The organism is Mesorhizobium sp. WSM4312 (genome assembly GCF_002294875.1).
Taxonomy (GTDB): Bacteria; Pseudomonadota; Alphaproteobacteria; order Rhizobiales; family Rhizobiaceae; genus Mesorhizobium.
The window spans coordinates 275,186-301,632 of record NZ_NSFU01000002.1; the positions used below are offsets into that span (position 1 = coordinate 275,186).

Annotated in this window: 32 protein-coding genes; 23 read left to right on the forward strand and 9 right to left on the reverse strand. The window is 63.7% G+C overall.

All coding sequences use genetic code 11. The annotated features are described in order from the left end of the window. The first annotated feature begins 80 nt into the window (after positions 1–80). From ubiE to coaBC, 3 genes are all read left to right on the forward strand, one after another. Complete coding sequence (ubiE, locus tag CK228_RS04605) at positions 81–857, forward strand: bifunctional demethylmenaquinone methyltransferase/2-methoxy-6-polyprenyl-1,4-benzoquinol methylase UbiE (RefSeq protein ID WP_095787047.1); 777 nt, start codon at positions 81–83, stop codon at positions 855–857. Between the two features lie 67 nt (positions 858–924). Continuing rightward, positions 925–2,499, forward strand: a complete 1,575-nt coding sequence (gene ubiB / locus CK228_RS04610) for a 2-polyprenylphenol 6-hydroxylase (RefSeq protein ID WP_095787141.1) — start codon at positions 925–927, stop codon at positions 2,497–2,499. Positions 2,500–2,590: 91 nt separating this feature from the next. Continuing rightward, the gene (gene coaBC / locus CK228_RS04615) at positions 2,591–4,060 is read left to right on the forward strand and encodes a bifunctional phosphopantothenoylcysteine decarboxylase/phosphopantothenate--cysteine ligase CoaBC (protein ID WP_210202886.1); all 1,470 of its coding nucleotides are present in this window, start codon (positions 2,591–2,593) and stop codon (positions 4,058–4,060) included. 140 nt (positions 4,061–4,200) lie between these two features. Here the strand turns inward: coaBC and CK228_RS35680 are convergent, their stop codons facing one another. After that, a complete protein-coding gene (locus CK228_RS35680) occupies positions 4,201–5,160 on the reverse strand; it encodes an invasion associated locus B family protein (RefSeq protein ID WP_245437968.1) in 960 nt (319 codons plus the stop codon). Positions 5,161–5,180: 20 nt separating this feature from the next. Between CK228_RS35680 and CK228_RS04625 the strand changes: the two genes are divergently transcribed. Together CK228_RS04625 and CK228_RS04630 are read left to right on the forward strand one after the other, a co-directional pair. Further along, positions 5,181–5,564: a hypothetical protein gene (locus CK228_RS04625; protein WP_245318103.1), complete on the forward strand. Its 384-nt coding sequence runs from the start codon at positions 5,181–5,183 to the stop codon at positions 5,562–5,564. A 125-nt stretch (positions 5,565–5,689) separates the two neighbouring features. Continuing rightward, entirely contained in the window at positions 5,690–6,166 is a 477-nt protein-coding gene (locus CK228_RS04630; protein WP_095772509.1) for an NUDIX hydrolase, read from the forward strand. Between the two features lie 176 nt (positions 6,167–6,342). Here the strand turns inward: CK228_RS04630 and CK228_RS36285 are convergent, their stop codons facing one another. Next, positions 6,343–6,567: a citrate/2-methylcitrate synthase gene (locus CK228_RS36285; RefSeq protein WP_280951009.1), complete on the reverse strand. Its 225-nt coding sequence runs from the start codon at positions 6,565–6,567 to the stop codon at positions 6,343–6,345. Continuing rightward, positions 6,504–6,833: a hypothetical protein gene (locus tag CK228_RS04635; protein ID WP_348629230.1), complete on the reverse strand. Its 330-nt coding sequence runs from the start codon at positions 6,831–6,833 to the stop codon at positions 6,504–6,506. Before CK228_RS04635 ends, CK228_RS36285 begins: the two co-directional genes overlap by 64 nt. Here CK228_RS04635 and CK228_RS04640 point away from each other — a divergent pair. Together CK228_RS04640 and CK228_RS04645 are read left to right on the forward strand one after the other, a co-directional pair. Next, on the forward strand, positions 6,715–7,347 hold the full coding sequence (locus CK228_RS04640; RefSeq protein ID WP_245437969.1) for a hypothetical protein: 633 nt from the start codon (positions 6,715–6,717) through the stop codon (positions 7,345–7,347). The two genes, CK228_RS04635 and CK228_RS04640, sit on opposite strands and share 119 nt — an antisense overlap. 261 nt (positions 7,348–7,608) lie before the next feature. After that, the gene (locus tag CK228_RS04645) at positions 7,609–10,107 is read left to right on the forward strand and encodes an EAL domain-containing protein (protein ID WP_095787048.1); all 2,499 of its coding nucleotides are present in this window, start codon (positions 7,609–7,611) and stop codon (positions 10,105–10,107) included. A gap of 23 nt (positions 10,108–10,130) precedes the next feature. Here the strand turns inward: CK228_RS04645 and CK228_RS04650 are convergent, their stop codons facing one another. Both CK228_RS04650 and CK228_RS04655 read right to left on the reverse strand, forming a co-directional pair. Beyond that, positions 10,131–10,670 carry a GNAT family N-acetyltransferase gene (locus tag CK228_RS04650; RefSeq protein ID WP_095787049.1) on the reverse strand — a complete coding sequence of 180 codons (540 nt, stop codon included), beginning with the start codon at positions 10,668–10,670 and terminating at the stop codon, positions 10,131–10,133. 104 nt (positions 10,671–10,774) lie between these two features. Beyond that, positions 10,775–11,005, reverse strand: a complete 231-nt coding sequence (locus CK228_RS04655) for a YdeI/OmpD-associated family protein (RefSeq protein ID WP_095787050.1) — start codon at positions 11,003–11,005, stop codon at positions 10,775–10,777. A 169-nt stretch (positions 11,006–11,174) separates the two neighbouring features. Between CK228_RS04655 and CK228_RS04660 the strand changes: the two genes are divergently transcribed. From CK228_RS04660 to CK228_RS04675, 4 genes are all read left to right on the forward strand, one after another. Next, positions 11,175–11,633, forward strand: coding sequence for a DUF2214 family protein (locus tag CK228_RS04660; protein ID WP_095787051.1), 459 nt, complete (start codon positions 11,175–11,177; stop codon positions 11,631–11,633). A 253-nt stretch (positions 11,634–11,886) separates the two neighbouring features. Beyond that, on the forward strand, positions 11,887–12,864 hold the full coding sequence (locus CK228_RS04665; RefSeq protein WP_095772504.1) for a tripartite tricarboxylate transporter substrate-binding protein: 978 nt from the start codon (positions 11,887–11,889) through the stop codon (positions 12,862–12,864). Positions 12,865–12,956: 92 nt separating this feature from the next. Further along, positions 12,957–13,430 (forward strand): tripartite tricarboxylate transporter TctB family protein, encoded by a 474-nt coding sequence (locus CK228_RS04670; protein WP_095787052.1) that lies wholly within the window; start codon positions 12,957–12,959, stop codon positions 13,428–13,430. A gap of 9 nt (positions 13,431–13,439) precedes the next feature. Then, the gene (locus tag CK228_RS04675; protein ID WP_095772502.1) at positions 13,440–14,948 is read left to right on the forward strand and encodes a tripartite tricarboxylate transporter permease; all 1,509 of its coding nucleotides are present in this window, start codon (positions 13,440–13,442) and stop codon (positions 14,946–14,948) included. A gap of 7 nt (positions 14,949–14,955) precedes the next feature. Here the strand turns inward: CK228_RS04675 and nth are convergent, their stop codons facing one another. Beyond that, positions 14,956–15,768, reverse strand: coding sequence for an endonuclease III (gene nth, locus CK228_RS04680; protein WP_095787053.1), 813 nt, complete (start codon positions 15,766–15,768; stop codon positions 14,956–14,958). A gap of 22 nt (positions 15,769–15,790) precedes the next feature. Here nth and CK228_RS04685 point away from each other — a divergent pair, with 22 nt between their 5' ends. Further along, the gene (locus CK228_RS04685) at positions 15,791–16,285 is read left to right on the forward strand and encodes a DUF2244 domain-containing protein (protein ID WP_095787054.1); all 495 of its coding nucleotides are present in this window, start codon (positions 15,791–15,793) and stop codon (positions 16,283–16,285) included. Positions 16,286–16,347: 62 nt separating this feature from the next. Here the strand turns inward: CK228_RS04685 and CK228_RS04690 are convergent, their stop codons facing one another. Then, positions 16,348–17,163, reverse strand: coding sequence for a class I SAM-dependent methyltransferase (locus tag CK228_RS04690; protein WP_095787055.1), 816 nt, complete (start codon positions 17,161–17,163; stop codon positions 16,348–16,350). Between the two features lie 115 nt (positions 17,164–17,278). Here CK228_RS04690 and CK228_RS04695 point away from each other — a divergent pair, with 115 nt between their 5' ends. The 9 genes from CK228_RS04695 (at position 17,279) to CK228_RS04735 (ending at position 23,895) form a co-directional block, all read left to right on the forward strand. Further along, positions 17,279–18,157 (forward strand): bifunctional helix-turn-helix domain-containing protein/methylated-DNA--[protein]-cysteine S-methyltransferase, encoded by an 879-nt coding sequence (locus CK228_RS04695; protein ID WP_095787056.1) that lies wholly within the window; start codon positions 17,279–17,281, stop codon positions 18,155–18,157. A 219-nt stretch (positions 18,158–18,376) separates the two neighbouring features. Beyond that, entirely contained in the window at positions 18,377–18,847 is a 471-nt protein-coding gene (locus CK228_RS04700; RefSeq protein ID WP_095772497.1) for a hypothetical protein, read from the forward strand. Between the two features lie 21 nt (positions 18,848–18,868). Beyond that, positions 18,869–19,261: a hypothetical protein gene (locus tag CK228_RS04705; RefSeq protein ID WP_095787057.1), complete on the forward strand. Its 393-nt coding sequence runs from the start codon at positions 18,869–18,871 to the stop codon at positions 19,259–19,261. Beyond that, positions 19,228–19,749, forward strand: a complete 522-nt coding sequence (locus tag CK228_RS04710; RefSeq protein ID WP_095772495.1) for a hypothetical protein — start codon at positions 19,228–19,230, stop codon at positions 19,747–19,749. The genes CK228_RS04705 and CK228_RS04710 overlap by 34 nt, the downstream gene beginning before the upstream one ends. Next, positions 19,724–20,206: a hypothetical protein gene (locus CK228_RS04715; protein WP_095787058.1), complete on the forward strand. Its 483-nt coding sequence runs from the start codon at positions 19,724–19,726 to the stop codon at positions 20,204–20,206. The genes CK228_RS04710 and CK228_RS04715 overlap by 26 nt, the downstream gene beginning before the upstream one ends. Before the next feature lie 187 nt (positions 20,207–20,393). Then, positions 20,394–21,299, forward strand: coding sequence for a ribokinase (locus CK228_RS04720; RefSeq protein ID WP_095787143.1), 906 nt, complete (start codon positions 20,394–20,396; stop codon positions 21,297–21,299). Between the two features lie 2 nt (positions 21,300–21,301). After that, entirely contained in the window at positions 21,302–22,747 is a 1,446-nt protein-coding gene (locus CK228_RS04725) for an amidase (protein WP_095787059.1), read from the forward strand. Between the two features lie 105 nt (positions 22,748–22,852). Then, complete coding sequence (locus CK228_RS04730; protein WP_095787060.1) at positions 22,853–23,467, forward strand: LysE family translocator; 615 nt, start codon at positions 22,853–22,855, stop codon at positions 23,465–23,467. Between the two features lie 152 nt (positions 23,468–23,619). Further along, positions 23,620–23,895, forward strand: a complete 276-nt coding sequence (locus CK228_RS04735) for a hypothetical protein (protein ID WP_245437970.1) — start codon at positions 23,620–23,622, stop codon at positions 23,893–23,895. Positions 23,896–23,953: 58 nt separating this feature from the next. Here the strand turns inward: CK228_RS04735 and CK228_RS04740 are convergent, their stop codons facing one another. Further along, positions 23,954–24,895 (reverse strand): nucleoside hydrolase, encoded by a 942-nt coding sequence (locus tag CK228_RS04740; RefSeq protein ID WP_095772490.1) that lies wholly within the window; start codon positions 24,893–24,895, stop codon positions 23,954–23,956. Positions 24,896–25,151: 256 nt separating this feature from the next. Here CK228_RS04740 and CK228_RS04745 point away from each other — a divergent pair, with 256 nt between their 5' ends. Continuing rightward, on the forward strand, positions 25,152–25,577 hold the full coding sequence (locus tag CK228_RS04745) for an Hsp20 family protein (RefSeq protein WP_013893014.1): 426 nt from the start codon (positions 25,152–25,154) through the stop codon (positions 25,575–25,577). Positions 25,578–25,641: 64 nt separating this feature from the next. After that, complete coding sequence (locus CK228_RS04750; RefSeq protein ID WP_032920755.1) at positions 25,642–25,899, forward strand: DUF1150 family protein; 258 nt, start codon at positions 25,642–25,644, stop codon at positions 25,897–25,899. 71 nt (positions 25,900–25,970) lie between these two features. Here CK228_RS04750 and ptsN read toward each other — a convergent pair whose 3' ends face one another. Continuing rightward, a complete protein-coding gene (gene ptsN, locus CK228_RS04755; RefSeq protein ID WP_019861194.1) occupies positions 25,971–26,435 on the reverse strand; it encodes a PTS IIA-like nitrogen regulatory protein PtsN in 465 nt (154 codons plus the stop codon). Between the last annotated feature and the right edge of the window lie 12 nt (positions 26,436–26,447).

Genomic DNA, 26,447 nt, shown 5'->3' on the forward strand with positions numbered 1-26,447 from the left:
GCTGAACACCGCGCCTTAAACAATAGCGCCCACAGCATCGATCGGCTATGGTCCCGCCGGTTTTATGACGGATCAAAAAAATGTCAGTTGAGAGAACCACGGCCGCGGGCGGCATGGAAACCTCCTATGGTTTCAAGCGTGTGGGGGAAGGCGAGAAGCAGTCCCTGGTCAACGATGTTTTCCACAAGGTCGCCAATCGCTACGACCTGATGAACGACCTGATGTCGGCCGGCCTGCACCGGCTGTGGAAGGATGCCATGGTCACCTGGCTCAATCCGCCGAAGCGGGCGGGCTGGAAGGTCCTGGATGTGGCCGGCGGCACCGGCGACATCGCCTTCCGCATCGTCGATGCCAGCCATGGCAGCGCCCACGCCACCGTGCTCGACATCAACGGCTCGATGCTCGCTGTCGGCCGCGACCGGGCCGAAAAGAAAGGCCTGTCCGGCAACACCGATTTCGTCGAGGCCAATGCCGAGGAACTGCCCTTCACCGACGCCACCTTCGACGCCTACACCATCGCATTCGGCATCCGCAACGTGCCGCGCATCGATGTCGCGCTCGCAGAAGCGTTCCGCGTGTTGAAGCCCGGCGGCCGGTTCCTGTGCCTGGAATTTTCCGAGGTCGAGATGCCGTTGCTCGACAAGGCCTATGAAGCCTGGTCGTTCAATGCCATCCCCAAGATCGGCAAGATGGTTACCGGCGACGGCGAGCCCTATTCCTATCTGGTTGAATCGATCGCGAAATTCCCCAACCAGCAGAATTTCGCGGCAATGATTTCCCGCGCCGGTTTCGACCGTGTTTCCTTCCGCAACTATTCCGGCGGTATTGCCGCGCTTCATTCGGGCTGGAAGCTTTGAGGCTGGCCCGCATTTCCCATTCTCGATATGGCTCATGCCGGTCTCAAGAACCGGCCTTGGTGCGGCCATGAGCAGCGTCGGCGCCGGTTTCAGGCTCGCGCGGGCCGGCTGGGTGCTGGTGCGCGAGGGCGTCATCGCCGCCCTGCCGGGCGAGGAACTGTCAGGCCTGCCGAAATTCGGCTGGCGGCTGGCGCGGCTGTTCACCCGCCGCCGCGCGCTCGCCTATCAGCGCAGCGACCGGCTGGCCAAGGCAGTGGTCCGGCTCGGCCCGTCCTATGTCAAGCTCGGCCAGTTCCTGGCAACGCGGCCCGACGTCGTCGGCAACGACATGGCGCTCGATCTCGCCATGTTGCAGGACAAGATGCACACCTTCCCGAGAACTGAGGCGGTAGCGGCCATCGAAGCCTCGCTCGGGCGCAAGGTGAGTGATCTCTACGCCGAGTTCGGCGACCCCGTCGCCGCCGCTTCGATCGCCCAGGTCCATGCCGCCGAAGCCATCCATGATGGCGCTGCCGCCAAGGTCGCGGTGAAGGTCATCCGGCCCGGCGTGCGCCGCCGCTTCTTCCAGGATCTCGAAAGTTATTTCCTCGCCGCCCACCTGCAGGAGAAATACATCCCCTCCTCGCGCCGCCTGCGGCCTGTCGAGGTGACCGAGACGCTGGCGCAGACAACCAAGATCGAGATGGATTTGCGCCTCGAGGCGGCGGCGCTCTCCGAACTTTGGGAGAACACCAAGGACGATCCGGGCTTTCGCGTGCCATCCGTCGACTGGGAGCGCACCGGCCGTGACGTTTTGACCATGGAATGGGTCGACGGCGTCAAGATGAACAACATCGCAGGCCTGGAGGAGGCCGGCCACGATCTGAAGGCGATCGCCGCCAATCTCGTCCAGTCATTCCTGCGCCATACGCTGCGCGACGGCTTCTTCCACGCCGACATGCATCCGGGCAATCTGTTCGTCGAGGAGGACGGGACCATCGTCGCCGTCGATCTCGGCATTGCCGGACGGCTCGGCAAGAAGGAGCGCCGCTTCCTCGCCGAAATCCTCTACGGCTTCATCATGCGTGATTATCTGCGCGTCGCCGAAGTGCATTTCGAGGCCGGCTACGTGCCGCGCCAGCACAATGTCGCGGCCTTCGCGCAAGCGATCCGCGCCATCGGCGAGCCGATCCACGGCCAGCCGGCCGAGACCATTTCCATGGCCAAGCTGCTGACGCTGCTGTTCGAGGTGACCGAACTCTTCGACATGGCGACGCGGCCGGAACTGATCCTGTTGCAGAAGACCATGGTCGTGGTCGAGGGCGTGGCGCGCACGCTCGATCCGGCCTTCAACATGTGGAAGACCGCCGAGCCGGTGGTCGGCAGCTGGATCGCAGGAAACCTTGGCCCCCGCAGCATGATGATCGATGCGCGCGACGGCGCCAAGGCGCTGCTGACGCTCGCCCGCCAGGCGCCGGAGCTTGCCGCCCGCACCGACCGGCTGTCGCGCGAGATCGACCTGATGGCCGAGCACGGCCTGCGTTTCGACGAGACCACGGCGCGTGCCATCGGCAAGGCCGAGGCGCGCTACAGCCGCTCCGGCCGCGTCGCGCTGTGGGTGATCGCGCTGACGCTGGTCTATATCGCATGGAAGATTCTTTAGACCTGAAAAAACGAAGGGTGAGCCGCAACTTGCGGCAAATTGATTGCATTGCTATCATCGCCTTCGACCGGCATGAGCAAAGTGCAATCACATGGCAAGCATCACGATCCGCAACCTTGACGATGAGGTCAAGGAGCTGCTGCGCCGATTGGCGGCGGAAAACAACCGTTCCATGGAGGAGCAGGCCAGGGTGATGATCCGGGCCGCCGTCGACGGCCAGATCGGATCCGGCCGCATCGACCAGATCGAAAACACCTTGCGCGAACTGACCAGCATGCACAGTGCGGCGACCGCGGTTGCGGCCCCTGCGGGCAAGATCCTTCCGCGGGGCACGCTTTCCGGCAAGTGCATCCTGCTTATCATCGGTGGCGGCATCGCCGCCTACAAGGCGCTGGACCTGATCCGCCGGCTGCGCGAGCGTGGTGCGGCAGTAAGGGTGGTGATGACTGCCGCAGCGCAGGAATTCGTCACCACGCTGTCGGTTGGCGCGCTGTCGGCCGACCACGTCTTCACCGAACTGTTCGACCGCAATGACGAGCACGATGTCGGCCATATCAGGCTGTCGAGGGAGGCCGATCTTCTGGTCGTGGCTCCCGCCACCGCCGATCTGATGGCCAAGCTCGCCAATGGTCACGCCAACGATCTGGCCTCCACTGTGCTGCTGGCCACCGACAAGCCGGTACTGATGGCGCCGGCGATGAATCCGAAAATGTGGTCGCATCCGGCCACCCGCCGCAACCGCGCGACCTTGGGCAAGGACGGCGTCACTTTCGTCGGCCCTGCCAGGGGCGAGATGGCCGAAAGCAACGAGGCCGGTGAAGGCCGAATGGCTGAACCGCTGGAGATCGTCGCCGCAGTCGAGGCGCTGCTCGATGCCGGCCCCAAGCCGCTGGCGGGGCGTAGGATCATCGTCACCTCCGGCCCGACGCATGAGCCGATCGACCCGGTGCGCTATATCGCCAACCGTTCCTCCGGCAAGCAGGGCCACGCCATCGCCGCCGCATTGGCAAGGCTTGGCGCCGATGTGCGCCTCGTCTCCGGTCCCGTGAGCATCGCCGACCCGGCTGGCGTGAGGACTATTCATGTCGAACGTGCGCAGGAAATGCGCGATGCGGTCGAACAGCTTTTGCCCGCCGATGCCGCGGTGTTCGTCGCCGCCGTCGCCGACTGGCGCAGCGAGAATTCGGCCGGCGAAAAGATCAAGAAGGTGGCGGGCGAAGGACCGCCGGTGCTGCGCATGGTGGAGAACCCCGACATCCTTGCCGGCGTCGGCCATCACAGCCAGCGACCCGGCCTGGTCGTCGGCTTCGCCGCCGAGACGCAGGATCTCTTGCGCAATGCCCGGGCCAAGCTCGCGAAGAAAGGCGCCGATCTGATCGTCGCCAACGATGTGTCGCACGAAAGCGGCATCGGCCCTTCAGGCGTCATGGGCGGCGATCGCAACCGGGTGCGGATCGTGTCGAAGGCCGGCGTCGAGGAATGGCCCGAAATGACCAAGGACGAGGTGGCGGCGCGGCTCGCCACCCTCATTGCCGAGCGGCTGAAAACGATCGTCGTTTGACGTGTATTGGAGCAATTCCAGGAAAAGTGTGAGCGGTTTTCCCTGGAAAAGCGCGGAGCGCCTTCCCTAGGGAATTGCGAACATCAAAGACTACACGCGACGCCAGCTGGACGCCGCGCATCAGATTCCGGACTGAGCGGTCAGTTTGACAAGAGCTCCGCCGTACGGGCGAGCGCGCCGCCGAAACCGTTGAGCGGAATGGAAAAGCTCACCGCTTGTCCCGTATCCGCCGCGAAGGCGTCGATCTTCAGCGTCGTGCCATTCTTGAGCAGCGGCGTGACATTGGCGTCGAACGCCACCGGCACCAGGCAACCGACGGCCTGGCAAGTGTTGAATGCCAGGCTGCCGTCCAGCTTCTGGTCATCGATGGTCAGGGTGACGCCTTTGGCGAGCGCCAGCCCAAACGGCAGGGCAAGAGTGCCTGTCGCCTCGTCGCCGGTCTTGCTCGACAGCTCGATCGCCAGCAGCCGCTGGTTGCTCTGTTTGTTGAACTGTTGGTGCGACAGGCTGCAGACCTTGTTCGTGCCCGATATCTGGCAATTGACCGTCCAGTCGCCATGGGTTTCGGACAAGGCCGATGCCCCGCCCGGCAGTTGTGGCGCATCGGCCGCGGCGGGCGGAGCCGCCACCTTGTCGCCTTTGGTCTGCGCGGCCACGGCCGGCACACCGGCGATGCAGGCCGCACCCAGCATCGCAACCAAATACGCGTATTTCCTCATCAAGACCTCTCCCGCCCGGCTCCGCCTCGAGCCAGCCTGGAAACTGACCTTGAGAGGCGCGCTGACTGCATTCTGTTTGACCGTTTCCCCGAAGACGCCATTGTCCCTGGCGGACATGCCGGCGCCATTCAGCTCGAGGCCGGCGCCGACCCGATAGAGCGGCGAATCGATCGCTTCCGTCAAGTGCAATGCGAGGTTGCCGGGCAGATTCTCCGCCACCGCGAAGCGGCCTTCGATCTCCGCTCCTTGTGTTGAAGAAGAACTCTGCCCCCGGGCCTTCGATAGAGGCGATGCTGGCGCGATGTCCGTGCCGGTCTCCAGCGCTGGCGTCGCCTGCAATCCGTGGCCGCTGGCCGGATGGCCGGGACAGGGCGGGGTCACGATTGATTTCAAGGCGACCGATGGACCGCCATGGCATCGCCGGACAAACACCCTATATTGCGGGAATGAACAGGATTTTTAGCAAGAATGTGCCGATGTCGGCGCGCCGACTATTGATGAGACTTGCGTCGGCGGTGCTGGCCGCTACTTTTTTAGCCGGCTTTGCGCTGCACGCTTCCGCGCAGGTGGCCAATCCCGCGATCAACAGCAACGCGCCGATCCAGCAGAACGATCTGCAGGCCTTGCAGAGCCGCATTCAGCGGCAGCAATTCCAGCAGCAGCAACAGCAGTACCGCGACCAGGACCGCGTGATCGTCCAGCAGCCACCGCCGGTCGTGCCACGGGTCAGGCCGGGCTGCCAGACGCAGATCATCGGCAGCACGGCCGTGAGCAATTGCCGCTGACAGGCGGGCTTCTTTTATTTAGCCGACTTACATGGTAGGGGACCTTGAGGGTACCCCTGCGGCAGTTTGGGTTTGCAAAGGCGCCGCGTCACGCTATGGGGCACTGACCGACTGGACTATTGTAGATGAAAACCACGAAGAAAAAGGCCGCACGCCGGGCCAAGAAAGGGGAAAGAATCCGCCAGGTGGCGGCGATCCCCTTTCGCTTGACCGCGGATGGGAGTTTCGAGGTGATGCTGGTCACGTCGAGAACGACGAGGCGCTTCATCGTCCCCAAGGGATGGCCGATGAAAGGCAAGAACGGACGCAAGGCCGCCACCATCGAGGCGATGGAAGAAGCCGGCGTGCTTGGCAAGACCCTGAAGCAGCCGGCCGGCACCTATTCCTACTGGAAGCGGCTGGCCAACCGCTTTGTCCATGTCGATGTCATCGTCTACCTGCTTGAAGTGACCGAGGAACTGGCCAACTGGCAGGAGGCCAAGCGGCGACAGCGGGCATGGCTGACGCCGGCCGACGCGGCGATGTTGATCGACGAACCGGATCTTTCGACGCTGGTGAAGACCCTGACACTTCCCCAGCCCACGCCGACCGATGCAACCTGAGGACAATTCCTCAGCCGCTCCCACCCCCTTTTCGGGAAGAGGGCGTACCGGCATGCCGGTATAGACCCACAACCATTCGCGCGGCAGCAGCCCCTTGTTGCGCTCGCTTTGCTGCGACTGTTCCCAGGCGTGCGCCAGGATGCCGACGGAACGTGACAGCACGAAGAGCCCGCGCGTCAGCGGCGGCGGGAAGCCGAGTTCGCATAGATGACGGCCGTGGCGCCATCGATGTTGAGCGGTATCCTCTTGCCCTTGCGGCGTGCGACCTCCGCCTCGATCGCCTCGGCGATGTCGGCGAACCCTCCATTGACGACGCCACGCGTGGCAAATTCGCGGGTCAGTTCCGGCAGGCGCGGTGCGCGCGGATCGACCGGGTGAAAGCGGTGGCCGAGCCCCGGCACATAACCCCTTTCCTCGACGAAGAACCGGTCGAGCCGTGCCGAGACCGCCTCCCAAACGCCGCCCCGCCATCGATCGCCTTGGCGATATCACCGTAGAAGGACTGCGCCTGTTCGCCGGCGCCGCCATGCACGTCGCCGAGTGCATTGATGGCTGAGGCCATGGCGCTGTTGATGCCGACACCGCAGGTTGCCGCCATGCGGGCGATTGCGATCGACGACGCCTGCGGCCCATGGTCGACGGCAGCGCCCAGCGCGATGCCGAGCAGTGCGGCCTGGTCGCTCTTTCAGCGTTCGGTCGTGGCGGTCGACATCCTGCTGCCGATCATGCGCGACCTTTCCGGGCACAGCTGGGAGAGTGTTGCCTTCTATGTCCGCTCGGGCGACGTCCGCACCTGTCTCTACCGCGTCGAATCCAAGCACCCGATCCGCTACACCATACGCGAGGGCGACCTGTTGCCTTTACTCGTCGGTTCGGGCGGACGCGTGCTTGCGGCATTTTCCGGCGAGGCGGGCGAGCCCTATGAGACCATACGCCGGACCTGCCTCGCCGTCGGCGACCGGGACCCCGAGACGGCGGGCGTCTCGGCACCGGTGTTCGGACCGGGACGCGTCCTGCTCGGCGCCTTGACGCTGGCTGGGCCGAGCACGCACGTCGGTGCCGCCTTCCTTCAGCGCATGAAACGGCCGCTGCTCGAGGCGGCGGCCCGCGCCACTCGAGCCTTCGGCGAGGATGCCTCGATGCTCGAACAGGCATGTCTTGCAGCGGAGGCCCTGCCCTAACCCGCGCGGTTATAGGCCGAAAAGGACTGATAAGCTTCGAATACAAACCGATTCAAGTTCAAACAGTCAATTGACGCTGCGTAATATTCAGTCACCCAACTCAAGAAAAGGCTTCAAAGCGAACGGAGCTATTTATTGGCTGTTAAGTCCCTCGTGATAAGCGGTTGTCGTCGCCATTTGCGCGACATGAGGGGCAGAGAATCGTCTTAACCGACGGGTGAAACAGTCGGACAGACGCGCTGACAGGATCATGGCACGTCCGTGAATTCGAAGACGCCGTCATCGCTGGACGCCAGCCCCCGTCTTCTCGGGCTCGTCTGGCCGTTCATCGCCGTCGTCCTCGTCCAGGCGCTGGTCGCCAGCCTCAGCCTGTACACGCTTTCGGCGGTTCGCGCCTATGTCGGCGGGGAAAGCCAGTGGTCCAAGGGGCAAAAGCACGCCATCTATTTCCTCAGCCTCTATGCGGATACAGGCAATGAGGCGTTCTTCACCGAGTATCGCGAAGCGATCGCCGTTCCGCTTGCCGACCGCTCGGCCCGCCTGGCGCTCGAGCAGCCCGAACCCGATGCAGAGGCAGCGCGCACAGGCTTTCTGCAAGGCAGAAACCACGCGGACGACGTTGCCGGGCTGATCTGGCTGTTCCAGAATTTCCGGAAGTTCAGCTATCTCGATACCGCTATTCGGCACTGGGCGGCGGCCGACACAATGATCCTCGCCATCCAGCGGCTCGGCGATACGATGCATGCGACACTCGGCAAGGGGCCGGCGTCGACAGCCGAGATCAGCGCCTGGAAGGCGGAAATTCATCGGCTCGATCGTCAGGTCACTCCATTGTCCAAGGCCTTCTCGGACAGTCTCGGCGAGGGATCGCGCTTCATCCAGATGCTGCTTACCTTTGCCAATCTCGTCACTGCCGCATTGTTGATCCTGCTTGCCGTGTGGCGCACGCGCAAGCTCCTTGCGCAGCGCCAGGCCTTCCAGCTGGCGCTCAATGCCGAGCGCGAGCGCCCCCAGATAACACTGGCTTCGATCGGCCAGGCCGTCGTCAGCACCGGCCGCGACGGGCGACTCGACTACATGAATGCGGTTGCCGAGAAACTGCTGGCCTGCCCGCTCGGCGCTGCAAGGGGCAAACCCATCGCAGCATTCTTTCGCCTCATCGACAAGGGCACCGGCGTTGAAGAAACGCAGTTGGTCGAGCGTCTCCTGGCCGGCGAAGCGCGCCGTTCCAGCGCCCGTCCACAATTGCTGCAGCGGCCGGACGGCTCCGTTGTTCCCGTCGCATTGACCGGCGCACCGTTGCTCGTTTCCGGCGAGGTCGTCGGTGCCGTGCTCGCCTTCCACGACATGACGCGCGAAGAGGATTACATCGAGCGGCTTTCGTGGCAGGCCTCGCATGATGCGTTGACCGGGCTCGCCAACCGGCGCGATTTCGAAAGCCGGCTGGAAAGGACAATCGTCGAATTGCAGGGCCAGCCCCGGCAGCACGCCTTGATGTATCTCGATCTCGATCAGTTCAAGCTTGTCAACGATACGTGCGGCCATGCGGCGGGCGACCAGTTGCTGCGCCAGATCTCGGCGCTGCTGACCTGCGAATTGCGGCCGGGCGACGTGCTGGCACGATTGGGCGGGGACGAGTTCGGCGTGCTGCTCGTCGATTGTGAAGCCGACGAAGCGTGCGACATCGCCGAACAGCTGCGCGCGGCTGTGCAGAATCTGCATTTCGCCTGGGATGGCAGGACGTTCAACACCAGCGTCAGTATCGGCATGGTGGAGATCGCCAATGCGCAGGTGACGATCGCGGAAACGCTGCGGGCCGCCGACGTCGCCTGCTACATGGCCAAGGACAAGGGCCGCAACCGCGTCCAGGTCCACAGCGAGGGCGACGTGGACTTGCGCGAGCGTTTCGGCGAGATGGCCTGGGTGCAGCGTCTGCACGCCGCGCTGGTGCAAGACCGTTTCCGGCTTCATGCGCAGGAAATCTGGCCGCTCAACGACGACATCGTCGAGGTGGGAGCGCATATAGAGATCCTGTTGCGGCTGACCGACGAAGACGGCAGCTTCGTCCACCCGCAGAGTTTCATTCCCGCGGCCGAGCGCTATGGCCTGATGCCGTCGATCGACCGCTGGGTGGTGCGCAACACCTTCCGCATCCTGGCCGCCCGGCAGGCCGATCCGCGCACGCCGCCCATCGCAACATGCGCCATCAATCTTTCCGGCGCGACGTTCGGCGACGAAAGCTTTCTCGGCTTCCTGGGCGAGCAATTCCTCATCCATGGCATTTCGCCTGCCATGATCTGCCTGGAGATCACCGAAACCAGCGCTATCGCCAATCTCACCAACGCCATGCGTTTCATTGCCGATCTGCGCGGCTTGGGCTGCCGCTTCGCGCTCGACGATTTCGGCTCCGGCATGTCGTCCTTCGCGTATCTGAAGCACCTGCCGGTCGACTACCTCAAGATCGACGGCAGCTTCGTCAAGGACATGCTGGACGACCGCATCGACCGCGCCATGGTCGAGATGATCCACCACATCGGCAAGGTCATGGGCAAACGTACCATCGCCGAGTTCGTCGAGAGCGACGGTATCGTCGCCGCGCTGAAGACCATCGGCGTCGACTATGCCCAGGGCTATGGGATCGCCAGACCGACGCCGTTCGATGCCTCGACGGTGCTGCTAGGCCGAGGCGTCACGCCGGCCGCCGAAAGCGTCGATCCATGGGCCGATCTGGCGCGGAAGCTGCGCCGCAAGGCGGGCTAGTCTACCTGATCTGCAATCCAGGTTCAGGACAGCCGCTCCAGCAGCACGGTCGGCGCGTCATGATAGGTGGTCCGCAACACCTCGCGATAGCCGACCTTATCAGCGACATTCAACGAGGCGGTATTCTCGGGATCGATGATGCAGACCGTTTTCACCCGTCCGAAGGTTTCTTCGCCCCAGGCCAGCACACGGCCGACGACCTCTGTGGCAAGGCCCGCCCCGTGCACTTCCGGTGCCAGCGCCCATCCGGCCTCTGGAATGCCTTCGATCGACGGTTCCATGTCGCGCTTCAGGTCGTGAAACCCGGCCTCGCCGACGAAGCGGCCCGTCGCCTTCTCCTCGATCGCCCAGAAGCCGTAGCCGAGCAGCGACCACAGGCCGGCATGACGCAGGAAGCGCATCCAGCTTTCCTCGCGCGTGCGCGGCTTGCCGCCGATGAAGCGGGTGACGGCGGGGTCGCCCCACATCGTTGCATAGGCGTCGAAATCCTCCAGCCGGTGTGCCCGCAGAATGGTTCGCTGCGTTTCGATGACGGGAGTGACGGTCACTTTGCGGTTGTTCATTGGATTTGCCTTGCTGATCTTGTCCGCGCTTAGCAAATTGCCCCTGCGGTGCAAGGGCCAGCGGAAGACGCGCCATCATCCAGAACAGCGGCCTAAGCAGATCTTCAGCCGCGCCAGGCCATGTTCATGTAGACACCGCCACGTTGCAATTCGTCCAGCATCTGGTCGAGCCGCTTCTGCCTGGTGTCCGGGCGCTTGGCGCGGGCAATCCAGCCGAGATAGTCGTTCTTCTGGTAGTCCGGCCGGGCCTCATAGGCAGTCATCAGCCCGCGTTCCGTCAAGACGGCGTGGATCAGGTCAGGCATCGGATTCAGGGGGCGTTTCAGTCCGGTCATGCCTGCGAACCTAACGTGCCTGGACCGAGCGTCAACGCCGCCTATGACCAGGGAGCAGCTTTCTATGGGAATTCTGCCCGACGGTGTTAATTTCCCGGCAGGCTGATTCAGCACATTTGCGGCGCGACCTTTTCAGACGCGGGGCTGGTGCTCAACCCAGGGAAGAAACATGGACACGACCGACCTTGTGCTTGCCATTATCCATCATCTGCTGGTGTTTTCCCTGGCAGGCATCATCGGCGCCGAATTCGTGCTGATCCGCGGCGACCTGCCCGCCGTAACCCTCAAGCGACTCGCCGGCATCGACCGCCACTATGGCATCATCGCCTCACTCATCATCATCGTCGGCATCGGCCGTGTCCTCTGGGGCCTCAAGGGATGGGAGTTCTACATCTACAACTGGATGTTCTGGGCCAAGATGGCGGCATTCGGCATTGTCGGCCTGCTTTCGATCATCCCGACCGTGCGCTTCATTTCCTGGAACCGGCAGGCCAGCGCCAATCCCTCCTTCGCCGTGCCGGCGGGCGAACTGGCCTCGGTAAAGACCTATATCCGCGCCGAGGCCTTCGTCTTCCTGCTGATCCCGGTGTTCGCGGCGGCGATGGCGCGCGGTTACGGCTACCAATAGATCTGGAATAGAACGAGAGCGGACAGAGGTCCGCAATCGGCATTTGCCGAAGCCGCTCGACGATCGACCGTTTCGGATCCAGCCTTCTGGCTCGAACATCTATCCGTTGCATGCCGGCTGCCGCGGATATCCCGGTTTGCCATTTGAATCCGATTGCAATCTATTGGCCTGCGCTGGTTGTTGTTTCATTCGCGGCCGGCATTGAGAGGAGTTCCGCGCAGCGGTTTATTCATATCCCGGGAGGAGAATTACGATGCGAAAATTTGTTGCCGCTCTGGCCGCCGCTGCGGCCCTCACGCTTTATTCGTTCACCGCCGACGCACAATCCTATCCCGAACGCACCATCACCGTTGTCGTGCCGTTCGCGGCCGGCGGTCCGACCGACACCGTCACCCGGCTCGTCGCGGAAGCCGTGTCGAAGGATCTCGGCCGGCAGGTCATCGTCGAGAATGTCGGCGGCGCCGGCGGTACGCTCGGCGCGGGCCGCGTCGCCAATGCCGATCCCGACGGCTACACGCTGCTCCTCCATCATATCGGCATGGCGACGAGTGCCACGCTCTACAGAAAACTCGCCTACGACACGCTGAACGCCTTTGAATATGTCGGCCTGGTGACCGAAGTGCCGATGACCATCGTCGGCCGCAAGGAACTCCCGCCGACCGATCTGAAAGGGCTTGTCGACTACGCCAAGGTCAACAAGGACAGCATCACCGTCGCCAATGCCGGCATCGGTGCGGCCTCGCATCTGTGCGGCATGCTGTTCATGAGCGCCATCGGCACGCCGCTGGTCACCGTGCCCTACAAGGGCACCGGCCCGGCCATGACCGATCTTCTCGGCGGCCAGGTCGACATCATGTGCGACCAGACGACCAACACCACCAAGCAGATCCAGGGCGGCACGATCAAGGCCTATGCCGTCACCTCGCCGGAGCGCCTCGACGTGCTGAAGGATGTGCCGACGACGATCGAAGCAGGCCTCCCCGCGGTGCAGGTCGGCATCTGGCACGGCCTCTATGCGCCGAAGGGCACGCCGGCCGAGATCACCGACCGCCTGTCGAAATCGCTCCAGGTCGCCTTGAAGGACCCGAACGTCATCGCCCGCTTCGCCGAACTCGGCACCAGGCCGTCATCGGAGGCCGACGCGACGCCGGCGGCGCTGAAGGCAAAGCTGGAAAGCGAGATCGCGCGCTGGAAGCCGATCATCGAAGCCGCCGGCCAGTACGCCGACTGATGGCTTGAACCGGGCGCCAGCGGCGCCCCGTTCGCTTCGATCCGTTTTCACCTGCAACGGCAGGCCCGCTCCAAGGGTCAGGAAGGACCGCCATGAAACCTTTCGCAATCGACAGGACCAACGGCCTGTGCGCCGCGCTGTTCATCTTCTTCGGCGCGTTTTTCGCGCTGCAGTCGCTCAGCCTCGAAATCGGTACCGCGCTGCGCATGGGACCGGGCTATTTCCCGCTGGTCCTGGCGATCGTGCTGATCCTGCTGGGCGCCATCATCCTGGTCCAGGCGATAAGCGTCGAGGGCGAGCCGATCGGCCCCATGGCGTGGCGCGGCATGTTGTTCATCCTGCCGGCGCCGATCTTCTTCGGCCTGACGGTGCGCGGCCTCGGCTTCGTGCCGTCGATCTTCCTGACGGCGCTGATCGCCGCTTTCGCCAGCTGCCGCATGAAGGCGCTCACCGCGCTCGTGCTGTCGGCTGGCCTGACGCTGTTCTCGATCCTCGTCTTCAGCTACGCGCTCGGCCTGCCCTTCCAGCGCTTCGGCCCCTGGCTGCCCTCATGGCTGGCATTGTGAGGCGCTGACATGGACTTGCTCAACAACCTCGCGCTCGGCTTTTCGACCGCCTCGACGCCGGCCAATCTCGGTTTCTGCCTGATCGGCGTCCTGCTCGGCACGCTGATCGGCGTCCTGCCCGGCATCGGCGCCACCGCAACCATCGCCATGCTGCTGCCGATCACCTTCCAGATCGGCGACCCGGTTTCTTCCCTCATCATGCTCGCCGGCATTTACTACGGCGCCCAGTATGGCGGCTCGACCACCGCCATTCTCATCAACATGCCCGGCGAATCCTCGTCGGCCGTCACCGCCATCGACGGCTATCAGATGGCCCGCCAGGGCCGCGCCGGGGCGGCATTGGCGATCGCCGCGATCGGCTCGTTCTTCGCCGGCACGGTGTCGACCTTCCTCGTCGCCGTCTTTGCCCCGCCGTTGACGGCGATAGCCCTGCGGTTCGGCGCGGCGGAGTATTTTTCGTTGATGATCGTCGGCCTTGTCTCCTCCATCGCGCTTGCTCACGGCTCGATCGTCAAGGCGCTGGCGATGGTCGTGCTCGGCCTGCTGCTCGGCATCGTCGGCACCGACATCTACACCGGCGCGCCGCGCTTCACGCTCGGCATCCGCGAATATGCCGACGGGCTGAATTTCGTCGCGGTGGCGGTCGGCGTCTTCGGCATCGCCGAGATCCTGCGCAATCTTGAAAACGAGCATGAGCGCTCGGTGCTGATCAGCAAGGTCTCCGGCCTTATGCCGACCCGCGACGACTTCAAGCGTATGGCAGCACCCATCGTGCGCGGAACCATCATCGGTTCGGCGCTCGGCATCCTGCCCGGCGGCGGCGCGGTGCTTGCGGCCTTTGCCTCCTACACGGTCGAGAAACGCGTGTCGAAAACCCCGCAGGAATTCGGCAAGGGCGCCATCGCGGGCGTCGCCGGACCGGAATCGGCCAACAATGCCGGCGCCCAGACCTCCTTCATCCCAATGCTGACGCTGGGCATTCCGGCCAATCCGGTGATGGCGCTGATGATCGGCGCCATGATCATCCAGGGCATCGTGCCCGGCCCCAATGTCGCCACCGAGCAGCCGGCGCTGTTCTGGGGCGTCATCGCCTCGATGTGGATCGGCAATCTGATGCTGATCATCCTCAACCTGCCGCTGATCGGCCTTTGGGTGAAGCTCCTGACGATCCCCTATTACGTGCTTTTCCCGATCATCATGGCGTTCTGCTCGATCGGCGTTTACAGCGTCAACACCAATGCTTTCGATCTCTATGCCGTCGCCTTCTTCGGCCTGCTCGGCTATGTCCTTACCAAGCTGCGCTGCGAACCGGCTCCCCTGCTGCTCGGCTTCGTGCTCGGCCCGCTGCTCGAGGAAAACCTGCGCCGCGCCATGATCCTGTCGCGCGGCGACCCCAGCACCTTCGTGACGCGGCCGATCAGCGCCGGCCTGCTACTGGTGGCGCTGGCCGTGCTCGTCATCGTCTTCCTGCCCTCGGTCAAGAAGAAGCGCGAAGAAGTGTTCGTGGAGGAGAGTTGAAGCCCGGTCAGCTTTGGGCCTGAACCGCGTCCAGTGGATCGAGCGGAGCGATCGGCACCAACGGCGCCGGAATGCTGGTCGTCTTCTCCTCAGCCTTGCAGATATCAGCGATGACGCAGGCCGGGCAGTCCGGCTTGCGCGCCTTGCAGACATAGCGGCCATGCAGGATCAGCCAGTGATGCGCATGGCGCATATATTCGTCCGGGATGATCTTCAGCAGCCCTTGCTCGACCTGTTCGGGTGTCTTGCCGGGCGCCAGGCCGAGCCGGTTGCCGATCCGGAAAATATGCGTGTCGACCGCCATCGTATGCTGGCCGAAGGCCATGTTGAGCACGACATTGGCGGTCTTGCGCCCGACGCCCGGCAGCTTCACCAGTTCGTCGCGGTCGTCGGGCACTTCCCCGCCATGGTCACGGATCAGCGCTTCCGACAGCGCGATGACGTTCTTGGCCTTGTTGCGCCACAGACCGATGGTCCTGATGTAATCGCCGACCTTGGCCTCGCCCAGTGCCAGCATCTTCCGCGGCGTATCGGCGGCTTTGAACAAGGCCCTTGTCGCCTTGTTGACGCCGGCGTCCGTCGCCTGCGCCGAGAGCACGACCGCCACCAGGAGCGTAAAGGCGTTGACATGTTCGAGCTCACCCTTCGGCTCCGGCCGCTGGACGGAAAAGCGGCGGAAGATCTCGTGCACTTCGGCCGGACTGTAGCGTGACGTCCGCCGCACCGGCCGCGGGCGCGGCTTGGCGTTCGAGCCGTCACGTCGTCCGGCTGGCAGGTCTTTTTCGCGCATGGAAGAATCTTTGGACTTGGGGCTCGCCATTTCCTTCCTATAATATCCTGTCATGAGCGACACAAACGCCTCGTTCCAGGCTGACGAGCCCTTCTTTCACGCATTGCTGACCCCGCACCGGTCGCTGGGCAGGACGGGCTTCCTGGTCCTGATGGGCGCTTTGTCGTTCGGCTGGCTGGCGACCGGCGCGTTCTTCCTGTCGCGCGGCGCATGGCCGGTATTTGGCTTCTTCGGTCTCGACGTGGTCGCCGTCTACATCGCCTTCCGTGTCAACTACCGCGCCGCCCGCGCCCGCGAGGAGGTATCGGTCTCGCGTACCACGCTCGACATCCGCAAGACGGCCCCTTCGGGAAAATCGGAAGCCCACCGCTTCAACCCGTTCTGGGCACGGTTTTCAGTCGCCCGCCACGCCGAGATCGGCATCACCAAAATGACGGTCGAAGGCCAAGGCCGCAACGTGCCGATCGGGGGCTTTCTCGATCCCGAGTCCCGCGAGAGCTTTGCCACCGCCTTTTCGCGCGCGCTGGCGACCGCCAAGGCGCGCTGAACGGCTCTTTGTTTTGACGCAATTCCGGACGGAAAACCGTTCACACTTTTCCTGGAATTGCTCTAGAACCGATAGCGCAGAAGCCTGCCGACCTTGCGCAGCGCCGGAATGTGTTTCCACAGGCGAACGAAGAGTTTGGCGGACCAGCCCATGCGGGCGGCGTGTTCGGGCATGTAGGCGGAAATATCCTCGACGAACCGCAGTTTCGGAACCGCCAATTCCAGCTCGTGCGGATCCTCGATCGCCCAGTGAACCTCTGCGCCAGTCGCCTTGATGGTGGGATTGAGACGAAGCAGCGTCAGACCGAAACGGCTGTAGGCGTCGAACATCAGCTCGCCGCCGGCAAGGTGCGAGACAAGCCGCGAAACCAGGCGCAGCCCTTCGTCTGCGGGAAGATAGGGCGTCAGCCCTTCCGCCACCACCATGGCCGGGCGGTTGCGGGGCACTTCGGCCAGCCAGCCGGGCTCGGTCACCGACGAAGCGATGAGATGATAACGGTCGCGGGACGGGTAAAGTTTTCGCCTGAGTTCGATGACCTGGGGATAGTCGACGTCGAACCAGTCCACGCCTGGCGGCGGATCGACACGGAAGATGCGCGTATCGAGCCCGCAGCCCAGATGCAGCACGATGGCGTCGGGATTCCTCGCCAGAAAATCCTCGACACGAACGTCCAGCGTCTTGGCCCGGATCGCCAGGCCGATGCCGAGATTCTCGTCGACCTTGAGCCTGGAGAAATCATAGTCGATCTTGTGCACCGCCTCGTCGGCGAAATGATCCCCAAGCAGTGAATGGGGCAGCCGGCTCTCCAGCGCCTTGCCGTACAGCGTCATCAGCAAGGTTTCCTTTGCCCCGGTCAGATGCACTTTCTCGCCAGCCATGAGCGACTCCTGGCATGAAACCCCGAGTCTATCTGGGTATGCGCGGCAAGAAGGCAAGTTTCGGGTGGCGATCGCCGCCCCGAGGGGCGATATTCCTGGCCAAGGAGACAGTTCGATGAGCACACAGACAGCCGTCCTCAAAAAGGACATCACGCCGCAAGGCAGCGACTACGAGATCGTGCGCCGCGCCATCGAGAAGATCAGCCTCGACTATCGCGACCAGCCTTCGCTCGAGGAGCTTGCCGAGGAAGTCGGCGAGACGCCAACCGGCCTGCAAAAACTCTTCACCCGCTGGGCCGGCCTGTCGCCCAAAGCCTTCCTGCAGGCGGTGACGCTCGACCACGCCCGCCGGCTGCTCGATTCCGGCATGCCGCTGCTCGAAACCTCGTTCGAACTGGGCATGTCCGGCCCTGGCCGGCTGCATGACCTGTTCGTCACCCATGAGGCAATGTCGCCGGGCGACTACAAGACACGCGGCGCCGGCCTCACGATGCGCTACGGCTACCATCCCTCGCCTTTCGGCACCGCCCTGATCATGGCCACTGACCGCGGGCTTGCCGGCCTCGCTTTCTGCGACCCCGGCGAGGAGCGCGCCGCCTTCGCCGACATGTCCAGCCGCTGGCCGAACGCCATCTATGTCGAGGACCTGGCCGCGACCGGTCCTTACGCCGCGCGCATCTTCGATCCGACGCTGTGGCGCCCCGACCAGCCGCTGCACGTCGTCATGATCGGCACCGACTTCCAGGTTCGCGTCTGGGAGGCGCTGCTGCAGATCCCGATGGGCAAGGCCCGCACCTATTCCTCGATCGCCGCCAGCATCGGCGCGCCAAGCGCCAGTCGCGCGGTCGGCGCCGCCAATGGCGCCAACCCGCTCTCCTTCGTGGTGCCTTGCCATCGCGCCATCGGCAAGTCCGGCGACCTCACCGGCTACCACTGGGGCCTGACCCGCAAGCGCGCCATCCTTGGCTGGGAGGCGGGCCAAGTGTCGTCGTAAATATCGTTTTTCCAGTTTCCGGCGAAGAAATTTACAGATCTTGGATAGCAGAAAGTATTAATTGGATTCTATCGGAAATTCACGTTACAACCGGTGACAACCTTCGGTTCTTTATAAGATGTTATTTCCGAGAATTATTTAAGTTTACACTAAATTAACCACGATAAAGCGATCATGACTCCTGTTAATTCGGGCGATCCGACTTAATAGGAGGTCTCGATGAAGTTGTTTCGCACCGCCTTCGGTGCAACCCTGCTGGTCGCGTGTCTGGGCCAGCCTGCATCGGCTGCGACGCAAAATGTCATTTTCAATGGCACGATCACCCCGACCTGCACGCTTGTCATTGCCACCAATGGCACGATGACGGTCAGTCCCGACCTCCAGACCCTCAGTTCCCACAACAGCGGCGGCTCTGCCGGAACCGTCACGCTGACGACGACAGGCGGCGTGTCGCTGAGCGTCGATCCGGTTACCGCCACGACAGTGCCGTCGGCCGACACGACGTCGACCACCTGGACGCCAACCTACTCTTCCGCCGGTGCGCACTCCATCGTCGAGACCGGTTCCGCTACCGCCATCAGCACACCCGGCGCCGACCTCGTTTCGGTCCATCTCGCCGGCACCAAGGGCGGCAGCAACCGCTTCGCCAACGGCAACTATCAGGCAACGGTAACGCTTCGCTGCGAGTAGCGCCCGGGGAAGGAGGCATCCTTGACACTTTTTCGAACCCTGGCGACGGCGCTGGCCGTCGGCCTGATCCCTGCTGCCGCGGCGGCGCAGTCGATGTCGCCGATGCGCGGCGAGGTCAACAGTTTCACCGACGTCTTCGCGGTCCGCGTCTTCCCGGCCAATCCATACGACCAGAAGATCAAGATCGAAATCCACGTCTACGATCAGGATTTTCAGCCGGTGGACGCCAGGATATCACCGGCTGCCTTCCAGCTCGGCGCCCAGGCCTCCCGTCCCGTCCTTGTGGTCGTGCCCTTCGGCGGCGCCGCCGAGCGTAAAGTGCGTATCTGTACGGAAAGCATCCCCTTCCCCAACCAGCAGACGCAGATAAGGGCGCAGATATGCGGAAAGTTCTTTGGGCACCGCAAGTCCTGACGCTGGCACTCGCGGTTGCTGTCACAAGCACCGTTCCAACTCAGGCCCAGGACCAGATCTACAATCTCAACCAGAACGAGAACGGCTTCAATTTGCCCGGTGTCACCTTGCCCCAGGGCCAGGACGAGGTCCATGCCGCGGACGGCACCACTTGCCGTTCCGCCGTTTCCGGTTCTGGTGCCTATGTCGATCTCGGCGTTATCAGAGGCAACAACCAGACGGACAATGGCGTCGCCACCTACGGCCGGGTGGTGATCCCGATCGGGCGTACGCCGAAACGCCTCGACTGCAGCCGGCTGTATGAACTGGAGGTCCAGCGCCTGCAGATGGAGCTGAAACTGCTCAAAATGGGCCTCGGCGGCGACGGCCCGACCGGAAGCGTGGCCACGAGCGCTCCCGCGACCGCGGCCGCATCACCTGGATGGGCCAACGAAGGCTGGACCATCAGGACCGGAAACAGCGATGGCAAGAAGAAGAAGAAAAAATAGCCCCGCGCTGCTTACGATAGCAGCCCTTGCCGGCTTCAGCCAGCCCGCACCGGCGGCGATCATCGGCACCTGCACCATCATGGTCGGTGCATCGGGGACGATGACCGCAAATCCTGCCATAAGCATACTGGGTTCCAAACAGGCAGGCGGATCGAGCGCCAGCGCCACCGTGGTGGCGAGCTCGCTTCTGTGCACCCTGCTCAACCTGCTGGACTGCTATTCGGTTTCGGCGCCGGCGCCTGCCGCATTCTCGTCCGCGCCGAGCGGCGGCGGCACCAACGTCACCTTCGCCTCGGTCTTCCGGCTCGATGGCACGGGGGTCGACATCAACGGAAGCGTGCCGCAAAGGGTCACCAACGGCACCCACGCCCTGCAGGTCGATCTCACCGCCACCAAGTCGAGCGGCGTCTTTCCCGCGGGCACCTATCAGGGCATCGTCACCGTGCGCTGCGAGTGAGGCGACAAATCGCCTTTTGATATCCACATGGTCTGGCAACTCATCGCATGAAGCGCTAGCTTCCCGCACAACCGGGGTGACGGCGCATCGATACGGATGCACCGGCGCAGCTCGCATCTTCGATCCACATCGTGCTTTCCGAAAGTCGATCCTGATTTCCGGCCAGCGCTGGCAGGGAGGCACTTTCTTGATAGTCGTCATCGGCTCGATCAATCTCGACCTTATCGCCAAAGTCGACCGCTTGCCGAGCCCCGGCGAAACGGTGAGCGGTTCCAGTTTCGCCACGGCGCCGGGCGGCAAGGGCGCCAACCAGGCGCTGGCTGCCGCGCGCGCCGGCGTCCAGGTGCGCATGGTCGGCGCCGTCGGCAAAGACAGTTTCGCCGGCGAGGCACTGGCGTTGCTGCGCGAGGCCAGGGTCGACCTGTCGGGCGTGGGCGAAACCTTTGCCTCGACCGGAACGGCGCTGATCATGGTCGGCGCCGATGGCGAGAACATCATCGCCGTGGTCCCCGGCGCCAATGCGTCCGTGGTGCCCGGCGACCTTTCCAAGGCCTTCCTCCAAAAGGGCGATGTCGTGCTGCTCCAGCACGAGATCCCGCTGGCGACCGTCGATACGGCACTCGACCAGGCACGGGCGGCCGGTGCCATCACCGTGCTCAACACCGCTCCTTTCCAGGGCGACGCGGCGGCTTTCCTCGGAAAGACCGATTATGCCGTCGCCAACGAGACCGAGTTCGACCTCTATGGCGAGGCGCTGGCGCTGAACGGCCGCGACCGCGCGGCACGCATGCGCGACTTCGCCGCGAAAACCGGCCGCACCATCGTCGTCACCCTCGGCGGCGACGGCGTCATGGCAGCGACACCGAGCGAGTTCCTCACCCTTGCGGCCATGAAGATCACGCCTGTCGACACGGTCGGCGCCGGCGACACCTTTTGCGGCTACTTCGCTGCCGGCCTGTCTGCCGGCCTAGCGCTCGACAAGGCACTGGCACGCGCCGCTGCGGCGGGCTCGCTCGCATGTCTCAAGCCCGGCGCCCAGCCGGCGATCCCGCTGGCCAAGGATGTCGATCAAGCCTTGCTGGAAACCCATTGAAAGTGATGCGCCCCGGGACGAAACATGCCGTGCCGCCGGCCGGTGATATCTGCCGCCTGTCCGCCATCGACCTTGCCGGCGCGATCCGCCGCAAGAAACTGTCCGTGCGCGAGGTGGTGACGGCCTTCCTCGACCGCATCGAAGCGGTCAACCCGCTGGTCAACGCCATCGTCTCGTTGCGCGACCGCGACGATATCCTGCGCGAGGCCGATGCAGCCGATGCCAGGCAAGCGAGCGAAACCGGGACTCTCTTCGGCCTGCCGATCGCCATCAAGGACCTCGCCTCGACGACCGGGCTCAGGACCTCCTTCGGCTCGCCTATCTTTGCCGATTTCGTGCCGCAGGAAGACGATTTCTTCGTCGAGCGCATCCGCAACGCCGGCGCCATCATCATCGGCAAGACCAATGTTCCCGAATTCGGGTTGGGATCCAACACCTACAACAACGTCTTCGGGCCGACGCTGAACGCTTTCGATCCGGCGCTCACCGCCGGCGGCTCGAGCGGCGGCGCGGCGGTGGCGCTGGCGCTCGACATGGTGCCCGTCGCCGATGGCAGCGACTTCGGCGGCTCGCTGCGCAATCCGGCAGGCTGGAACAATGTCTACGGCTTCCGGCCATCGCAAGGGCTTGTGCCCGCCGGACCCGATCTTGAGGTCTTCCATGCGCAGATGGGCGTCGAGGGCCCGATGGGCCGCAACGTCGCCGACATGGCGCTGCTGCTCGACGTGCAGGCGGGCTACCATCCGCAGGCGCCCCTGTCCTATGAGAAACCGGGTTCGTTCCTCGAAGGGCTTGCACCGCCATCGACTGGCGGCCGCGTCGCCTGGCTCGGCGACCTCGGCGGTCATCTGCCAGTCGAACCTGGCATCCTCGATCTGTGCGAGGCGGCTCTCGGCCGCTTCGCGGATGCATCCTTCCCGGCGGAACCCTTGCTCCCGGATTTCGACTTCGAAGCGCTGTGGCAGGCCTTCGTGACGCTGCGCCAGGCCAGCAGCGGCTGCGCCCTCAAGGTCCATTACGACGATCCTTCCAAGCGCGGTCTGCTGAAGCCGGAAGCCATATGGGAAATCGAGAACGCCATGCGGCTGACGGCGCCGCAGATCCGCGCGGCCTCGGTCGTGCGCACCTCCTGGCATCGGATACTGCTGTCGATCTTCGACCGCTTCGATCTCGTCGCCCTGCCCACCGCGCAGGTCTTCCCCTTCGAGGTCGGCATGCACTGGCCAAGCGAGGTCGCCGGACGGCCGATGGACAGCTATCACCGCTGGATGCAGGTTTCAGCCTTCGCCACGCTGGGCGGCTGCCCGGCGGTCAACGTGCCGGTCGGCTTCGACGACAAGGGCCGGCCAATGGGCATGCAGCTGATCGGCCGGCCGCGCGGCGACCTCGCCGTACTGAGGGCCGCCGCCGCCTATGAGGCGACGCTGCCCTGGCAGGCCGGCGCCTGACGCACGTGCAACGGCCCGGCGTTTCGCGTCAGGCTTGCGCGGAGGTTACCCGCATGCATTAATTGTCGCCTGCCACGCCGCATTGGCGGCATTTTGAGGAAGATCATGTCGCTGGAACTTTACGCCGCCTATGTTCTCGCCTGCATCGTTATCATCCTGGTGCCGGGACCGACGGTCACGCTGATCATCGCCAACAGCATCCGGCACGGAACCCGCGCCGGTCTGGCCAATGTCGCCGGCACGCAGGCCGGGCTTGCCATCATGATCGCCATTGTCGGCATCGGCCTCAACACGCTGATCGCGGGCATGGGCCACTGGTTCGAATGGGTCAGGCTGATCGGCGCCGCCTACCTGATCTGGATGGGCGTGCAGATGTTCCGCTCCAAGGGCACGCTGAATGCCGACGGAACCGCCAGAAAGCCGCGCGGAGGTTTCTTCCTGCAGGGCCTGCTGGTGGCGCTCAGCAATCCCAAGACGCTGGTGTTCTTCGGCGCCTTCTTCCCGCAGTTCATCGCGCCGGAAGGCAACTATTCGCTGCAGATCGTCGTCATGGGCCTCACCGCCATGATCTTCGCCGCCGTGTCGGATTCGACCTACGCACTCGCCGCCGGCCGCGCCGGGCGCCTGCTGTCGGCCCGCCGCATCAAGCTCATGTCCAGGATCAGCGGCAGCTTCCTGGTCGGCGGCGGCCTGTGGCTGGCGTTTTCGAGGTCGAAGTAACGGCGGCCGCGAGCCGGGCGACGCGAAGAGTTGCAGCGCCCTGGCATGGCGATCGATTGAAAGTCTGTTCTCCCACCACCACATGAATCTGTATTGAGGGATTCATGTCTGTCTTTTGGACTTGGGATGGTTTGAAAAGGAATGCGCCTGGCGTGATCCTCTTCATCGGTGCGTTTGCGATTATGCTCATGTTGGCGGCGAACAAATGGGCCAACGACGCAAGCCCGATCCGGTCTGTCGGCGCCATCGATGCAACGATCAAAGGTGCTCAGTGGAGAGACGGTAAGTACATCCTCTATGTGCTTGTTCTCAACGATGGCTCGTCTGTGCTCATCGACGACGACCGCCCGCATCTGATTGGGTCAGATGCGAGCATCGAACGCGTCACGCGCGACAATGGCGTCGTCTTCTACCGGTTTCCCGAGTGAGACATGCCCAGAAGCTCTATGCCTCTGGGCAAACCGTCTGCATCGATCGGCGGAAGTGTTACAGCCGGCCCAGCCGCTCCACCAGCAGCGCGAAGAAGCCGTCATGGTCGATGTCGCGCATCACCATGGCATTCTTTTCCCGCTTGGTGACGCCCCACCAGTCGATCACGGTCATGCCCATGGTCAGTTCCGAGGCGGTCTCCACGCTGACATTGCAGTTGCGGCCCTTGAACAGGTCCGGCTTCAACAGGTAGGCGATGACGCAAGGGTCGTGCAGCGGGCCGCCATCGGTGCCGTATTTGCCCTCGTCGTAACGCTCGAAGAATTCCAGCATCTCGGCGGTCGCGATGCCGACCTTGGTGCCGAGCGCGCGGAAAGCCTGCGTGCGCTTGGTGGTGGTCAGCGCCTTGTGGGTGACGTCGAGCGGCATCATCACGATCGGGATGCCGGCCTTGAACACCAGATCGGCGGCCTGCGGATCGACATAGATGTTGAATTCGGCCGCGGGCGTGACGTTGCCGCCCTCGAAGAAGCCGCCCCCCATCAGCACGATTTCCTTGATGCGCGGCGCGATCCGCGGTTCGCGGATCAGCGCCAGCGCGATGTTGGTCAACGGCCCGAGCGGGCAGAGCGTGATGGTGCCGCTCTCTTCCTTCATCAGCGTCTCGACGATGAAGTCGACGGCATACTGCTCCTGCAGCTTCATCGTCGGTTCGGGTAGCTGCGGCCCGTTGAGGCCGGTCTTGCCATGCACTTCCTCGGCGGTGACCAATGTGCGCGCCAGGGGACGGATAGCGCCGGCATAGACCTTGACCTCCGGGCGGCCGGCCAGTTCGCAAATCTTGCGGGCATTCTTCTCGGTAAGCTTCAGCGGCACGTTGCCGGCAACGGCGGTGATGCCGACGATCTCCAGTTCGCTGCTGCCGAGCGCCAAGAGAATGGCGACGGCATCATCCTGGCCGGGATCGGTGTCGATGATGATCTTGCGTGGTTGGGGCATTTCAATTCCTTGTTTGGGAGGCCGTGAGCTCACCGGATCGATCGCACGCCTGAAGAACGACCCCGGCGCTTCTCCTTGCATCCGCGCGTCGTTTCAAGCGCCATGTGGATTATTCCTGTGAGTCCAAGGCCTGGTCTTTTTGGGCGGGTCTTGTGGTGGCTTGAACTTGATCGCGGGGCCGACCATATCAAGGCCATCGGGAAAAATGCCATCCGGGTTTTTCCAGTTTATGTCGCTCTTGAGAGGACAGTGTAACATGAGCCGAATGACGCCTTTCTCCAGCCCGCTTCTCCTTGGTTTCGATGCCATGGAAAAGACCTTGGAGCGTCTGGCGAAGTCCGGTGACAGCTACCCTCCCTACAACATCGAGCGCCTCAGCGGTGCCGACGGCAAGGCCGAAAGGCTGCGCATCACACTCGCCGTCGCCGGTTTCGCCGAAAGCGATCTCGATGTGACAACGGAGGAAAACCAGCTGGTCGTGCGCGGCCGTCAGACCGACGACACCGAGCGCGAATTCCTTCATCGCGGCATCGCCGCGCGCCAATTCCAGCGCTGTTTCGTGCTGGCCGACGGCATGCGTGTGATCGCGGCGGAGCTGAAGAACGGCCTTTTGTCGATCGACCTCGATCGGCCGGAGTCCGAACGGCTGGTACGGAAAATAAATATATCGGTGAAAGACTGATCTTCACCGACGGCTCTCATGCGGGATGGCCTTGAGCGGCGTCCTCGCGCCAAGGAGGCTTGAAATGACCAGAACTGACGAGAATATCACCATGACGAGCGGTGAATTCGCCCATCTCGGCGAAGGCTCGGTCGCTTATCTGCGCAAGGTCTCGAGCGATGAGTTGCTCGGCCGCTTCCCCAACATCGGTGAAATCGCGCCCGGCCTGGAATTGTGGGCGCTGTTTGCCGCCAATGGCCAGCCGATCCTGCTTTCCGACGCGCGTGACCGCGCGCTGGCCGGCGCCATGGAAAACGACCTGACCACCGTCGCCATTCACTAAAAGCGACCGGTTGGCTGACACGAAGAGGGCCGCCCGCGGCGGCCCTTGGCAGTCTTTTTCAAAATCCGGCTTCAGGCGGCGTGCGAGGCCTGCGTGTCCGACAGCAGCGCGTGGATCGCCGCGGCATCGCGCGTCCCCCTGATCTTGGCCACCGTGTCGGCGTCGCGCAGCACGCGCGCGATGCGCGACAAGGCCTTCAGATGATCGGCGCCCGCCCCTTCCGGCGCCAACAGCAGAAACACCAGATCGACAGGCTGGTCGTCCAGCGACTCGAAATCGACCGGCGTTTCCAGCCGGGCGAAAACACCGGCGATGCGCTTCACGCCGGCGAGCTTGCCATGCGGAATGGCGATGCCATTGCCGACGCCCGTCGAGCCCAGCCGCTCACGCTGCAGGATGGTGTCGAACACTTCCCTCTCCGGAATGCCCGAAATCGCCGCCGCCCGTTCAGAAAGCAATTGCAGAAGCTGCTTCTTGGAGTTCGCCTTCAACGCCGGCAAGATCGCCGGAACGCTGATAAGATCGCTCAGATCCATGCTTGAAAATCC

What these genes read in the sequence shown, in the direction of transcription:
- CK228_RS04730 (WP_095787060.1), top strand. Translation starts at nt 22,853, where the DNA reads ATGTCGCTGGAACTTTACGCCGCCTATGTTCTCGCCTGCATCGTTATC.
- coaBC (WP_210202886.1), top strand. Translation starts at nt 2,591, where the DNA reads ATGGCAAGCATCACGATCCGCAACCTTGACGATGAGGTCAAGGAGCTG.
- CK228_RS04625 (WP_245318103.1), top strand. Translation starts at nt 5,181, where the DNA reads ATGGACCGCCATGGCATCGCCGGACAAACACCCTATATTGCGGGAATG.
- CK228_RS04700 (WP_095772497.1), top strand. Translation starts at nt 18,377, where the DNA reads ATGAAGTTGTTTCGCACCGCCTTCGGTGCAACCCTGCTGGTCGCGTGT.
- CK228_RS04665 (WP_095772504.1), top strand. Translation starts at nt 11,887, where the DNA reads ATGCGAAAATTTGTTGCCGCTCTGGCCGCCGCTGCGGCCCTCACGCTT.
- CK228_RS04715 (WP_095787058.1), top strand. Translation starts at nt 19,724, where the DNA reads ATGGCAAGAAGAAGAAGAAAAAATAGCCCCGCGCTGCTTACGATAGCA.
- CK228_RS04675 (WP_095772502.1), top strand. Translation starts at nt 13,440, where the DNA reads ATGGACTTGCTCAACAACCTCGCGCTCGGCTTTTCGACCGCCTCGACG.
- CK228_RS04695 (WP_095787056.1), top strand. Translation starts at nt 17,279, where the DNA reads ATGAGCACACAGACAGCCGTCCTCAAAAAGGACATCACGCCGCAAGGC.
- CK228_RS04685 (WP_095787054.1), top strand. Translation starts at nt 15,791, where the DNA reads ATGAGCGACACAAACGCCTCGTTCCAGGCTGACGAGCCCTTCTTTCAC.
- nth (WP_095787053.1), bottom strand. Translation starts at nt 15,768, where the DNA reads ATGGCGAGCCCCAAGTCCAAAGATTCTTCCATGCGCGAAAAAGACCTG.
- CK228_RS04750 (WP_032920755.1), top strand. Translation starts at nt 25,642, where the DNA reads ATGACCAGAACTGACGAGAATATCACCATGACGAGCGGTGAATTCGCC.
- CK228_RS04650 (WP_095787049.1), bottom strand. Translation starts at nt 10,670, where the DNA reads ATGAACAACCGCAAAGTGACCGTCACTCCCGTCATCGAAACGCAGCGA.
- CK228_RS04710 (WP_095772495.1), top strand. Translation starts at nt 19,228, where the DNA reads ATGCGGAAAGTTCTTTGGGCACCGCAAGTCCTGACGCTGGCACTCGCG.
- CK228_RS04745 (WP_013893014.1), top strand. Translation starts at nt 25,152, where the DNA reads ATGAGCCGAATGACGCCTTTCTCCAGCCCGCTTCTCCTTGGTTTCGAT.
- CK228_RS04655 (WP_095787050.1), bottom strand. Translation starts at nt 11,005, where the DNA reads ATGACCGGACTGAAACGCCCCCTGAATCCGATGCCTGACCTGATCCAC.
- ubiE (WP_095787047.1), top strand. Translation starts at nt 81, where the DNA reads ATGTCAGTTGAGAGAACCACGGCCGCGGGCGGCATGGAAACCTCCTAT.
- CK228_RS04640 (WP_245437969.1), top strand. Translation starts at nt 6,715, where the DNA reads ATGGCTGAGGCCATGGCGCTGTTGATGCCGACACCGCAGGTTGCCGCC.
- CK228_RS04690 (WP_095787055.1), bottom strand. Translation starts at nt 17,163, where the DNA reads ATGGCTGGCGAGAAAGTGCATCTGACCGGGGCAAAGGAAACCTTGCTG.
- CK228_RS04630 (WP_095772509.1), top strand. Translation starts at nt 5,690, where the DNA reads ATGAAAACCACGAAGAAAAAGGCCGCACGCCGGGCCAAGAAAGGGGAA.
- CK228_RS04740 (WP_095772490.1), bottom strand. Translation starts at nt 24,895, where the DNA reads ATGCCCCAACCACGCAAGATCATCATCGACACCGATCCCGGCCAGGAT.
- ubiB (WP_095787141.1), top strand. Translation starts at nt 925, where the DNA reads ATGAGCAGCGTCGGCGCCGGTTTCAGGCTCGCGCGGGCCGGCTGGGTG.
- ptsN (WP_019861194.1), bottom strand. Translation starts at nt 26,435, where the DNA reads ATGGATCTGAGCGATCTTATCAGCGTTCCGGCGATCTTGCCGGCGTTG.
- CK228_RS04670 (WP_095787052.1), top strand. Translation starts at nt 12,957, where the DNA reads ATGAAACCTTTCGCAATCGACAGGACCAACGGCCTGTGCGCCGCGCTG.
- CK228_RS04660 (WP_095787051.1), top strand. Translation starts at nt 11,175, where the DNA reads ATGGACACGACCGACCTTGTGCTTGCCATTATCCATCATCTGCTGGTG.